The sequence below is a fragment of the Mycolicibacterium chengduense genome, from assembly GCF_033741155.1.
Classification (GTDB): Bacteria; Actinomycetota; Actinomycetes; order Mycobacteriales; family Mycobacteriaceae; genus Mycobacterium.
In genome coordinates this window covers 948093-961205 of the sequence record NZ_JAWQNH010000001.1, presented here as the reverse complement: position 1 = coordinate 961205, position 13113 = coordinate 948093, and the positions used below count along the sequence as shown (strand labels likewise).

Annotated in this window: 6 protein-coding genes; 1 reads left to right on the top strand and 5 read right to left on the bottom strand. The window is 69.0% G+C overall.

What is annotated here, in order from left to right:
• Nucleotides 1-5 precede the first annotated feature (5 nt).
• Together SBI67_RS04870 and SBI67_RS04865 are read right to left on the bottom strand one after the other, a co-directional pair.
• The gene (locus SBI67_RS04870) at nucleotides 6-3248 is read right to left on the bottom strand and encodes an arabinosyltransferase domain-containing protein (RefSeq protein ID WP_318979430.1); all 3243 of its coding nucleotides are present in this window, start codon (nucleotides 3246-3248) and stop codon (nucleotides 6-8) included.
• An 89-nt stretch (nucleotides 3249-3337) separates the two neighbouring features.
• Entirely contained in the window at nucleotides 3338-4501 is a 1164-nt protein-coding gene (locus SBI67_RS04865; protein WP_318979429.1) for an alkane 1-monooxygenase, read from the bottom strand.
• A gap of 118 nt (nucleotides 4502-4619) precedes the next feature.
• Between SBI67_RS04865 and SBI67_RS04860 the strand changes: the two genes are divergently transcribed.
• The gene (locus SBI67_RS04860; protein WP_318979428.1) at nucleotides 4620-6233 is read left to right on the top strand and encodes a GMC oxidoreductase; all 1614 of its coding nucleotides are present in this window, start codon (nucleotides 4620-4622) and stop codon (nucleotides 6231-6233) included.
• On the opposite strand, the gene SBI67_RS04855 is transcribed toward SBI67_RS04860, so the two are convergent.
• The 3 genes from SBI67_RS04855 to SBI67_RS04845 all read right to left on the bottom strand — a co-directional run bounded on the left by SBI67_RS04855 (nucleotide 6230) and on the right by SBI67_RS04845 (nucleotide 13112).
• Complete coding sequence (locus tag SBI67_RS04855) at nucleotides 6230-7858, bottom strand: DUF7159 family protein (RefSeq protein WP_489685549.1); 1629 nt, start codon at nucleotides 7856-7858, stop codon at nucleotides 6230-6232. The two genes, SBI67_RS04860 and SBI67_RS04855, sit on opposite strands and share 4 nt — an antisense overlap.
• Nucleotides 7859-8031: 173 nt before the next feature.
• Entirely contained in the window at nucleotides 8032-11250 is a 3219-nt protein-coding gene (locus tag SBI67_RS04850; protein ID WP_318979581.1) for an arabinosyltransferase domain-containing protein, read from the bottom strand.
• Nucleotides 11250-13112, bottom strand: coding sequence for a galactan 5-O-arabinofuranosyltransferase (locus tag SBI67_RS04845; RefSeq protein ID WP_318979426.1), 1863 nt, complete (start codon nucleotides 13110-13112; stop codon nucleotides 11250-11252). Before SBI67_RS04845 ends, SBI67_RS04850 begins: the two co-directional genes overlap by 1 nt.
• Nucleotide 13113 lies beyond the last annotated feature (1 nt).

The window sequence follows — 13113 nt, the reverse complement described above, 5'->3', positions numbered from 1 at the left end:
CCCGTTCACGGCAAGGCCCTGATCGGTCCGGGCCTACTCCAGCCGAACACCCGCTGGGTGCCCTGCTGGATGTCGGCCACCGGCGCCTGGGCCGGTGGCACCACGGGGTCGTACCGTTCCAGCGAGCCCCAGTCCCGGTACCAGTCGTCGCGCAGATACGTCGGGATGGTCGACGTGCGCAGCAACGCCTGGATGAACAGGAAGGGGCCACCCTTCTGGGCGGACTGCCACATGTTCGACGACACCACCACTTGTTTGACGTTGGGCAGGATGCGGTACTGCGGCAGCTCGGCTACCCCGAGATGCTCGGCGAACGGCCGCTGGCACGGGAAGTTCGCGGCGGTGGCGATGTCGAGCATCACCGGTGTCTGCGTGCCGAGGAACTGTTGTGCGGTCTGCAGCTGCGGCACCCGCGGCGGCGTGAAACCGAACCACTGGTCGTCGGACAGGTTCGGGTCGTCGGCCACCAGCCGGGCCACGTTGGCCTCCGGCGGCGCCCAGGCCAGTGGAAAACGCAAGTTGCGCCAAGCGTATTGGGCGAACACGTCGATCGGCTGCACCGAGTTGAGGGCCTGATAGGTGCCGTCGGGCCGGTGTACGCCCCACTGCAGTTTCAGCGACTGGCCGTAGTGGAAGTCGCCTTCCTCGTCGTAGTACCAGATGGCGCCCGCCGCGGCGACGGTCACCAGCGGCCGGTCCGGAGTGCGTGGCGGCAGCTGGTACCAGGCCGAGGTGGCCTTGGCGGCGGTGGAATTCTCCTTGTAACTGCCCATCACCGGGGTGCGCGCCGGGTCCAGTCCGAACGGCAGGAACACATTCGAGCCGTTCACCCCGGTGGGCCCGTAACCACCGCCGGTGCCCGCGGCGTAGGCGATACCGACATTGGGCTTGTTGGGCGAACCGTCGGAGTTCACCGTGCCCGGGTTGGCCACCACGGGTTTCGGCGGTTCCAGGGTGTCGCTGATCCCGTTGGGGGTGAAGCCGACCGGGTTCTCCCCGCCGAGCGGACCGTACTGGCCGTACGTCTGTCCCGGAACCGGTTGCAGCATCCCGGCGTTCGGGTCGGCTTCGACCAGGACGTCGTCGGCCATCGCGCAGCTGGTGTGCGACAGCCCGGAGCTCAGCGCCGACAGGTTGGCCTTGGCGGTGGTGTAGGCCGGGTAGCGCTGAACGAAACCCTTTGCCATGGAGCCGACTTCGAGCACCACCATGATGATGGCCACCACCAGCAGCGGGGTCGAGGCCAGCACCCGGTTGCGGCGGGTGTCGGCCACCTCGGTGTGCCCGGCATAGTCGATGCGGAAGTGCAGCCAGCCGGCCAGCACGCCGGTGACGATGGCCAGCACCAGGAACATGGTGGTGACGGGCTGACCGGCCAGCACCGGCTGCCGGTCGAACCACGGCACCCCGTAGTTCCCGACGTAGAACCAGCCGTTGATTCCCGAGGTCGCCCACGCCAGCACGAACAGCAGTGCGGTGACGTACAGCGCAAGGTTGCGGCGGCTGTGCAGGCCCACCCGCGCGAAGGTGAATGCGGTTACCGCGCCGAACAATCCGGCGATGCCGGCGAACGCGCCGAATTGCACGGCCCACTTGGTCGGCGTGAACGTCAGCAGCAGCAGGCCGCCCGCACAGATGCCGATGAGCCGCCAGGTCGGGCCGCCGGCCAGGCCGGGGATGCGGCCCTTGCGCAGCAGCACGGCGATCATGCCGAACAGGCACAGCAGCATCGTCAGCACCGCGAAACGCCGGGTCAGGGAGCTGTCCACGCTGTCTTCGACGGTGAGGAAGTAGTAGCGCAGGAACTCCTGGTACCAGGAGATGGTCGGTCCGACGGTGTACTTGATGCGCACCGCTTCGGCAACGGTGGCCAGCGTCTGGCGCCGGAACACGACGATCGCGATGAACGACGCCGCCGCGGCGAACACCGCCAGGGCGGGCAGCACCGCGCGGCGGTCGCGGATCACCAGCACCACGGCCCGGGCACCGACCAGCAGCGGGGCCAGTGCCAGCAGCCCCTGCGGCGCCAGCGTCACGGTGAAGACCGCGACCACGATGGCGGCCGCGGTGGGCCACAGTCGCCGGGCCGCGATGGTGTACTCCACCAGGGCCCACACCGCCAGCACGCCGAAGGCGATCAGGGGCTCGGGGCGCAAACCGTTGTTGAACGGGTACCAGGCGGCCAGGAACACTGCCGCAGCCGTCCACACGGCGATCCGATTGTTCGCCAGTGTGCGCCCGAGCCGGGGGATCAGCCAGCGCGACAGCAGGATCCAGGTGCCGATACCGGCCAGCAGCGCGGGCAGCCGCATCCACACCCCGGCGGTGCTGACGGTGGCCAGGTGTTGGAGCACCAGCTGGTACCAGTCGAAAGGCGCTTCCGAGGTGCCGAAGTAGCGGTAGTAGTTGGCCACGTAGCCGGCTTGGTCGGACACCCGCGCCATGGTCAGGTTGTAGCCGTCGTCAGACGAGATGGCGCCGATGACATGCCACACCAGCAGTCCGCCGATCACCGCCGCGTCGGCCAGCCAGGTTGCCCAGCCGACCTTCCAGAACCGAGCCCAGCCGTGCCGTACCCGGTGCCCGGCTGCGCGGTCCAGCAGGGCCAGCGCCACGATCGAGATCAGCACGCTGAGCAGGCCGATATCCATCACGATGGTCTTGAGTGCCGTCGGGGTGGAGATGAACCGGGTGTCGATGTCCACCCGGGCGCTCAAACCGGGCTGCGGTGCCACCTTGAGGTCGGTGAAGATCCCGGCCACCTGAGGTTTCTTCTCTCCGGCAGCGGTGCCGGCGGCGCCGGGGATGCCCGCGAAGTCGGCGCCGACGCCGCCGGCGTTGGCCCAGACGTGCAGTGTGCTGCAGCCCCCGGAGGTCACAGCGGCACGCGGCGCGACGGCGGTGACGGTATCGCGGAAGGCGACGAAGACGGTGTCGGAGGTGGCGCGCACGAACAGCCCGTTCCGGGTCGCGTCGATACCGCCGGGCGGGATGGTGGAGAAGACCAGGCCGCCGGAAGCCGGGAGCGACGCGATCGCCTGGCACGGGATGGAGACGTCGAGGGCCAGCGGGGCGCCGGAGACCAGCGGGGCGGTCACGTCGCCCACGAACCCGTCGGCGCTGCGGGCCTGCGGCCACGTGATGCTGGCCGTGGTCTGGTTGACGGGAAGCAGCGGCGTCAGCGCACACAGCAGCAGGCCGACGATGCCCGCGATGATGGCGACGAGTCGGGCAGTCCTGGCGGGCACGAGGCTCAAGAGTATGCGACGTAGCTTTGGGCCCGGCCGGGCGACCCGCGGCGGTGCGCGACTTTTCGGGTTCGACTTTCGCCGATGCGTTACCCGGCCGACGTCCGGGCCGGACGCAGGGCGGCCCGGCTGATGTCGCCGTCGTAGTGGGCGAGCACCCGCGGGTCCATCACCCGTCGCCAGATCGGTGTGCACCAGGCCAGCACCAGCATCGTGCCGTACCCGAACGGCAGCTGTGGCGCTTCGTCGGCATGGCGCAGCGTCTGGTACCGACGCTGCGGATTGCTGTGGTGATCCGAGTGCCGCTGCAGATGGAACAGGAACACGTTGGCGATCAGCGTGTTGCTGTTCCACGAGTGCTGCGGGCCGACCCGTTCGTAGCGGCCGCTGGCCAACCGCTGCCGGCGCAACCCGTAGTGCTCCAGATAGTTCACCGACTCCAGCAGGCACACCCCGATCACGGCCTGGCCGATTAGCCAGGGGGCGACGACGGTGCCGAACCACACATTGAGTCCGATGAATATCACAGCGGCCAACAACCAGGCGTTGAGCACCTCGTTGCGCAGCGTCCACGGCGACTTGCCTGCCCTGGCCAGCCGGTTGCGTTCCAGGCTCCAGGCCGACCGCAGGCCGCCCAGCACCGAGCGCGGGATGAAGTGGTAGACCGTCTCGCCGAGGCGCGCGCTGGCCGGGTCTTCGACGGTCGCCACCCGGACGTGGTGGCCGCGGTTGTGCTCGACGTAGAAGTGGCCGTAGCCGGTCTGTGCCAGCGCGAGCTTGCTGAGCCGGCGTTCGGCAGCGGCGCGCCGGTGACCGAGCTCATGGGCGGCGTTGATTGAGATTCCGCCCACAATTCCGACGGTGAGCATCAGCCCGACCTTGTCCAGCCAGGTCATGGTGATCCAACCGCCGCCGCTCCACAGCCAGCAGGCAAATGCCAGCGAGAGGTACTGGCTGGGCAGGTAGAGGTAGGTGACCCAGCGGTAGAAGGCGTCGTCTTCCAGCCACTCCAGGGTGCGCTCGGATTCCTCGGATGCGGCACTTCCGACCAGGTGGTCCAGGACGGGGACGATCATGAAGGCCATGGCCGGCCCCACCCACCAGAACACGTCCTGGCCGGTCAGCTGGACCAGTAGCCACGCCAACGGTACGAGGCCGGGGACAATGGCACTCAGCAGCCAGAGGTACCGCTTCGCGTCACGCCACTTCGGCGTGCGGAGCCCCTCTTGATCTGCCACGTTGGTTCCTTGCATTTGGATCGAACGATTAGCTGTGGTGACTATTTAACCTGGAATCCTGCGCTACGCAAAGGCGGGCGACGGTCCCGGGGCTATTTGCTGAGAGGTGTTTGTGACATTACCGCAAGTTAACTTGACAAGGCGTAAATTTCTCGGTGTCACCTCAGGAATCGTCCTCGGCGGCGCCGGTGCGGGGGCATACCTGCTGTCCCGATCGGAACATCCTCCGGACTCGCGCCAGCGTTACCGCGCGATCGTCATCGGCAGCGGTTACGGCGGCGGGGTGACTGCGCTGCGGTTGGCCCAGGCCGGGGTGCAGACCCTGGTGCTGGAGCGCGGCCGGCTGTGGGACACCCCCGACGCCGACGGCAAACGGTTCACCAAGATGCTGCCCGCCGACACCCGCGCGGGCTGGTTCGACGACGTCCCCCCCAGCATCGTGACGTCGTACCGGGGCGTGTCCATCTCAGCGGTTGCCGCCCACAATCCGTCCGCCCAGCCCAAGCAGGCCGGCATCTGCGAGAAGGTCACCCATGGTGCCCATCACGTGTTCCGCGGGACCGGTGTCGGCGGCGGTTCGATGGTCAATGCCGCGATCGCTGCCATCCCGACACCGGACCAGGTGCGGGCGGCCTTCCCCGATATCGACCCGGCGGAATTCCTGGGCACCTATGTCGAGCGGGCCAAGGCCGCGCTGCGGATCAGCTACCGCAATATGGACTGGTTCGAGCAGACGCCCTACTTCCAGTACGCCCGCGTCGGCCGTCAGTACGCCGACGCCGCCGGATACCAGGTGGACTACAACGGCAGCGCCTACAACTTCGACTACATGGTGCGTGAGGCCAACGGTGAGGTGCCGCTGTCGGCGCTGGACTGGGAGTGCCAGTTCGGCAACAACTACGGCCGCGACGGCAGCGTGGACCAAACCTACATCGCGGCGGCGGTGCAGACCGGCAAGGTGACGCTGCAGCCCCTGACCGAGGTCACCGGGATCCGCCGCGAGAAATCCGGTGAGTACGTGGTATCTACCCGGCGCATCGACCGGTGGGGCGCCGAACAGTCCCGTGACGAAATCGGTTGCGAGCAGCTGTACCTGGCCGCCGGTGTGTTGGGCACCAACGAACTGCTCCTGCGCGCCCGGGAGACAGGAACACTGCCTGACCTGTCCGACGAGATCGGCCGCGGCTACGGCAACAACGGTGACGTGATGGTGGCCCACAACACCAGCGCCGCCGACCCGGTGGGCACCAAACAGTCCCTGCTGGGCATGATCAACCTGGACGGCCGCAACGATCCCGACAATCCGGTGTACGCCAGCATGTTCTCGCTGCCGTTGCCGGTCGAGACCAACGCCCTCGGGTACTACGTCATGGTCAAGACCGATGACCGCTCCGAGATCACCTATGACAAGGCGTCCGACTCCATCCGTATCGACTGGCCGCAGAGCTACACCGATCATCTGATCGAACGGGCCAAGGTGGTCTTCGACAAGGTCACCCAGGCCAACGGCGTCGACTACCGCGACGACCTGTTCGACGGAAACGTCTTCGCCTCCAACACCGTTCACCCGCTGGGCGGTTGCGTCCGGGGTAAGGCCACCGATGCCTTCGGCCGGGTCAACGGCTACGACAACCTTTACGTCAACGACGCCTCACTGATTCCCGGCTATATCGGCTGCAATCCGTACATGTCGATCACCGCGCTGGCCGAGCGCAACATCGAAGCCATCCTGGCCGGCCGACACTAGGGTGCCGGCGGCGCCGGGGCCTCCGCGGGTAGCGGCGGGGGATCCGCCGGTGCCGGGGCGTCGGGAGGCGCTGCGCTCGCCGCTGGTTGATTCCCCGTCGCTACGCTTGTCGCTGGTTGATTCCCCGTCGCTGCGCTCGCCCCGGAAGGCTGGTAGTAGGGCGTGTCCGGTGTCGGCACATTCGGACCGAAGTGCGCGTCTTCGTTCTGGCGGTCCGGCCGGATGCCGTCGATGAGGTCGCGCAGTGGCGGCAGCGTGATGGGGCCGTTGGTCACCGGCGGCACGGCGGGCAGATCCACGGGCTGATTCGCCCGGTCGATCGCCGGCGGAACCACGTTCTGCGCCACCTGCAGCGCGGTGTTGTTCAGCGCCGGGTCGGCGACCGGTGGGATGTTGCCGTGCATGCCCTGATTCAGGGCCGCCAGTTGCGGCCCGGCCACGGCGGCCAGCAGCTGCAAGGGGTTGGGCGGGACGGCGGGCGCCGGCGGCGGCGTGGCGGTGACCGCGGCCGGGATCACCACGGGGACCGGCGCGGGAGCCTGCGCCGGCATGGGTGCCGGCGCGGCGGGCGGGGCGGCCGGTGGCGCTGCCGGCTCGGGGGCGGCTGCCGGCGGTGCCGGCTCGATGGCAGCGGCCGGGGCGACCTCTGCCGGACGGGATTTGGCCTGCGTGGTTTGTTCACCGGTATCGCGGATCTGGCTACCGACGTACATGGACAGCGCGGCGACGAAGGCGAGCACGCCGCCGCCGACGACGGCCTGCAGGGTCCGTACTTGCCGGGTGGTGTCCGGGGCGGTCGGCGTGGGCGGCTCGGCAACGTCGGTGAGTCCCGGGATGGCCATCAGTTTGGCGGTGCGCGGCACGAACACCGCGGGCGGCGCCGCGCCGCCGCCGGATGCGATCGCGGCCCGGGCGCCGACCACGTGGAGTCGTCGGTAGGCTCCGGCATTGGTCAGCGCCGCGCCGCGGGCAAAGGCCAGCGTCGCATCCTGCGGGATGATCACCTGCGTCGACAGAGTCGAATTCAGCTCTCCGGCAAGCAATCCCGTGAGTCCTGACGCGGAGCCGCCGGCGAACACCGCCACCCGATCGGCTTCCGCGATGCACTCCGCACAGGCACCGCGCACCCCGAGGGCCAACTGCCGATGATCGGCGGCGTCCACCACTCGACTGCGCATCCGCCGCACCCCGCCGGCAGCAGCGTGCAGCACGGCGATGTACGCCACCGGCGCCCGGCTGCCTTCGATCAGGCAGGCGGCCGCGCAGGTCTCACCGGCCGCCTCGGCCATCCGCTCGACGAACGTCTCGGCGGCGTCGCAGCCCGTCACGGCAACGACATTCGGCATCCCGACCTCGCCGAGTGCCTCCACCAGCAACCCGGCGTCCTCGGCGGCGTCGTCGGTCCAGGTCACGGCGATGCGCTCCACCGTGTGTCCGTTGGCGGCGGCCACGCCGTATGTGCCCAGCACCGCATTCACGACATGTTCTGTGACAGTGGCACTTTGGACACCGCCGGTACGGTCGATGTCAAAGGTGTCCTGGTCGATCAGGTTGCCGTCGGACTCGTCGACCAGCACCAATCGCACGCTGTCGACGGTCAGCGCTATCCCGAGCACGACGTCCATTCCCACGCCATCCCTGTCTTGTCTGTTCTCGATCGTGGTGCGTGACATCGTTGTCAGCAAACAATCACGACTCACCAGTTGTGCAGTCCTGGCTCCACGATAGCGGGCGTGCCGGAGTGCGGCCGTTTCCTTAATCCCCGCTTAGAGCGAGATCAGTGCACTGTCAAGGATTTTCAGGAAGGCCGAAGCGGTGCCGGGCTCCACCAGCCGCTGCGGGTGGCGGTGCCCAGGTCGATACGTGCCGGGACCGCGTTGGGATAGAACTGGCTCAGTTGCTGCAGCGATCCCCAATCACGGAACCAGTCGTCCTTCAGATAGGTCGGCACCGGTGTGGCACGCAGCAGCAACTCGGTGATTCCCAGCGGCCCGCCGCCCAGGTAATCCATCACCGGCGAGTTTGCCTCGGCGCCGAACCGGTCCGGCAGGATCCGCCACTTGGGTACCTCGGTGACGCCGTTCTGGTGGCCGAACGGACGCTGGCACGGGAAGGCCAGTCCGACCAGCCAGTCCAGTAGTACCGGATCCGTCGAACCGACGACCTCCTGCAGCGTGCGCAGGTGCGGGATCCGCGGCGGGGTGACCGCGATCCAGTGCTGGGGCGCCAGGTCGTCGTCGGTGGCCACCAGCCGGACCTGGGTGGCTTCCTCGGGGATCGCCGACATGGGGGCGCGCAGATTGCGCCATGCGGGCGCGGCGCCGACATCGGCGAACCCCAGCGCCCCGCCGGGGGTGTTCTTGGCGGCCTGCTCGTCGGTGGCCCATTGCACCACCACCTCACCGGCGTCGAACCGGCCGGCGGCGGCGACCACCAACAGCGGCCCGCGCTCGCCGCGCGGCGGCAGGCGATACCAGGCCGAGCGCAACGCGGCGGGCTGCTGGGCGCCGGGGCGCCAGCTGCCCATCACCGGGGTGCGGGCGGGGTTGAGGTTGTACGGCAGCCGGGCCTTGGACCCGTTGACGCCGGCAATGGCGGTGGTGCCGCCCTCGGTGCCGGGTTCGCTCGCGGTGACCGGGCCGTTGTCGTTATCGGCGAAGTTGGTGCCGCCCGGCTGTTCCATCACCGGGTCGGCCGACACGTCCGCGGGGATCCCGTTCGGGCCGAAGTTCTGGGCTGTGGTGCCGCCCAGCGCCGCACCGATCGGTTTGTCGACCGGCAGCAGCATGCCCCGGTTGGGGTCCTGTTCGACCATCACGTCGTCGGCCAGGCCGCAGGTCTTGCCGGCCAGCGCGTCCAGGTTGGACCGGCCGACCGACCACGCCGGGTACTGCTCGGTGACCCCGAGGGTCAGGGACAGCACCTCGAAGATCACCACCGCCCAGGCCGCCACCGCCAGCGGCGCTGTGGTGAACCGGGACCACGGCCTCGGACGGTTGGCGCGGTCCTGGCCGGAGAAGTGCAGCCACGCGGCCACCAACAAGGCCAGCACGGAAAGCCCCAACAGCATCGTGGTGAAGCCGAAATGCCATTCGGGGAACTGATTCGACCACGGCACACCGAAATTCGAGACGTACCACCACCCGTTCACAGTGGCGAACGACAACGCCATCATGAACAACACCGCAGCGGTGAAGACCGTGCGGTTGCGTTTGGAGTGCATGGCCGCCGCCGTCACCGCCACCGCGGCCAACGCACCGAGCGAGCCGGCCAGGCCGGCGAACACGCCGAAGTGGTGCGTCCACTTGGTCGGGGTGAACATCATCGCCAGGAACGAGATGACGGTGATGCCGATGATGCGCCGCGCCGGACCCGCCGCGGTGCCGGGGATCCGACCCTTGCGCAGCGACATCGCCACCGAAATGACAAGTGCCAGAATCAAAGTGAGTACGGCAAAGCGGCGGGCCACCGAGCCGTCCGGGCTGGCAGTGAAGAGCCGCTCGTAGCGGATGTGCTCGTCGAACCAGCTCAGGCTCGGCCCGACGGCCGACCTCAGCATGTTGCCTTGAAGCTCACCGGCCAGCGTCTGATCGCGGAAGATCAGGATGATCGTCACGGTCGCGGCCGCCGCGATCGGCGCCAGCAGGGCAAGTCGCCCGAAGCGCGAGGTGTGCGCGGCGACGATCGTGCGCAGCGGCCCGACGGCCACCAGCAGGGCACCCACCGCGGCGATCCCGGTGGGCCCGGAGAACAGTGTCAGCGCACCGATGATGGTGGCGATGGCGACCGGCAGCAGCCGGCTGGTGGCCACCCCGCGTTCCACCGAGCACCACGTCAGCAGGATGCCCAGGGCGATGATCGGCTCCGGGCGCAGGCCGTTGTTCAGCGGCAGCCAAAAGGCCAGGAACATGGCCGCCGCCGTCCACGCCGCCGCGCGGCTGCGTTTCACGGCCCGGCCCAGGCGGGGTATCACCTCCCGGCTGATCACCCACCAGCAGGCCAGCGCCATCACCAGGGTGGGCAGTCGGACCCAGACGCTGGCGGTGGACACGTGCGTCCACAGCGCCAGCAGGTCGTAGTACCAGCCGAACGGGGCCTCGGGGGTGCCGAACCAGCGGTAGTAATTGGCCATGTACCCGGCGTGCTCGGACACCCGGGCCATGGTGAGGATGTAGCCGTCGTCGGAGGTGTTGGCGCCGACGAAATGCCACCACACCAGGATCGCGGTGACCACGCCGTCCAGCGGTGTCATCGACCACCAGCGCGGCGGCAGGACGCGGCGGGTCCGCATGCCGTCGGCCACGTCGAGGCGGTGCAGGGCGATCAGCGAGATGGCGGTGGCGGCCACCCCGAGGATCATCGCCAGCATCTTGATCCAGGTCGGCGAGCTGCTGTAGCGCGAGTCGATGGTCGCCGAGAAGGTCAGGCCGGGCGGGGCGGGGCCGGACAGGTCGGTGTATACGCCGACGATCTGCGGGCGGAAGTCATAGCCACCGCGTTCACCGCGCAGCGGCGCCCCGGGATCGTCGCTGTCGGGGCCCTTCACCAGGCCGACGAACTCGCCGGTGACCTTGTCGGCATGGGCGGTGAAGGTGAGCTTCTGGCAGGCCGGGCTGAGCACCTGGCTCAACGGCGCGCTGACCACCGGGGTGTTGCGCACGATCACCAGCAGGTTGTCGCCCACCCGCTCGATGAGCAGCCCGCGGTCGACGGCCTTGGGGGCCTGCTTGGGCACGGTGGACAGCAAGATGTTGCGCGGCCCCGAGAGGCCCGCCGCGGCACTGCACGGGATCGAGATGTTCAGGTCGGTGGCGACGTAGCCGATCAGCGGGGCGTCGACGCTGGTGAGCGTCGCGTTCTGCGGCCAGTTGAGCTGCGCGGTGGTCTGGGTGACGGGCAGCAGCGGGGTTGCCACGGCCAGCACGGTGCCCAGCAGACCGGCGACGATGGCCACCAGCCGCGCAGTTCGGTGGTTGGTCACGGCTTGTGATGCTAACGGCAGGTCCACGGCGTCCATCACCGCCGGATCGCCAGCGTGAAGGGACCGGCCGTCGAGACGTCCCAGCGCGGGTCGTCGAAGATCGCGGCGTTGAGCTCCACCTGGTAGCGCTTGACGTTGGGCTGGTTGGGGTAGACGTCGGCCGCCAGGCGCAGCGTGTAGCTGTCCGGGCCACCCCGACGCATCAGGAACACCGTGGGCGGGGCCCACGGCAGCGTGTCCAGCGCGCCGATGAGTTGGTCGGGTTTGGTGAACAGCGCCCAGCTCTCGATGGCCGCCGAGCGCTCCTTGAACTGTGCCAGCGGATTGGCGTAGTGCGAGGTGAGGCCCTGGAAGCCGTAATACGGGTAGTAGGACAGGAAGCTGTAGTCGGCAGTCATCACGACGGTGTCGTGCCGGGGCCGGCCGGTGACCTGCTGGATGCGGGCGTCGATCTCCCGGTAGTACTGCTCGGACCCGGGTGGGCGGCGGTCGGCCCGCAGCCCGTATCCGTCGGTGTCGGTGTAGGCGACGGTGATATCCGAGCGCAGCACGTCGGGCACGTCCTGGGTGAAGGTGACGGCGCCGATCATGCCGATGGTCGCGGCGACGGCGACCAGGTGCCGGCCCGGGTGCTGGTAGCGCGCCGCGACGGCCTGGGTCACGGCGATGAAGCCGAAGGCTCCGGCGGCGGCGAGCAGCACGGTCAGCGTGGGCTGCAGCCGGAACGACAACAGGGTGGTGCCCACCAGGGTGGTGAGCATGGACAGCAGCGACCACAGGTAGACGGCCACCACGCCGACGGCCAGTGCGCCACCGCGGGTGGACGTCCGCGCGTACATCACCAGCCACACCGTGCCGAGCAGGCAGAGCGCCCCCAGCAGGGTGGCCTGGAACATCGGGAAGGTCAGCACCGCCGCGTCGTCGGGCAGGTAGTGCTGGGCGGTGCCGGTGTCGGCGGGGGTGCCCGTGGCGACGGCCAGCAGCCACGGTGCCCAGCCGATCAGTGCGATGGCGCCCGAGACCACACCGATGACCACCAGCCGCAGTAGCGGGTCCAGGCTGCGCCGCGCCGCCGTCAGCAGCAGGGCCATCACGGCGATGGTGAAGGCGGCGTATGCCAGCAGCAGTGTGTAGGTCAGCGCGGCGGCGCCCAAGAAGATCGCGGCCCCGAGCACCGCGCCCCAGCCGCCGTTCCTGGCTTTCCCGCCCAATCCCGACCAGGCCAGCACGAGCACCGGCGGCAGCAGCACAGTGATGACGGCGGCGTACGGCTCGGTGGAGGTGTAGGCCAGGGTGACGACGGCGGTGGCGGTGGTGACCACCAGAGCGGCCTCGAACCGGATCATCGCCTTCCACAACACGAAGGTGACGGCGCAGGCAGCGGTGATCGAGACGATGGCCCACGGCTTGTACATCTCCCAGGCCGGGGTGCCGGTCAGGGCGGCCAGCCGGCCGCCGATCCAGAACCAGCCGGGCGGGTAGTACGGCGGCAGGCCCTGGTAGGTCATGTCGTGCAGGGCGGGACTGTCGGCCAGCCGGGTCAGGTATTCGGTGCGGAACTGCTGGTCGACGGAGATGCCGAACAGGTAGAGCTTGGTGGCGCCCAACGGCATGGCCAGCGTGACCACCGACAGGGCGGACAACATGACCACCGCTGTGGCCCTGGCCAGTACCCGGCGGCCGTGCCGCCACAGCAGTCCGGCGGCGAAAATGCCGGCCAGGGCGGCGACCTGGCCGACGGTGGTCAGCGCGTGCAGTTGGTTCGACGAGTTGTACGCCGGCCACTCGACGCGGTCGATCGCGATCAGCGCCACGGCCGACACGGTGGCCGACAGGATGACCGCGACCACCATCTGGCTCACGACCCGCGCCGGGGCGGCCAGCAGAGTGTTCCTCATG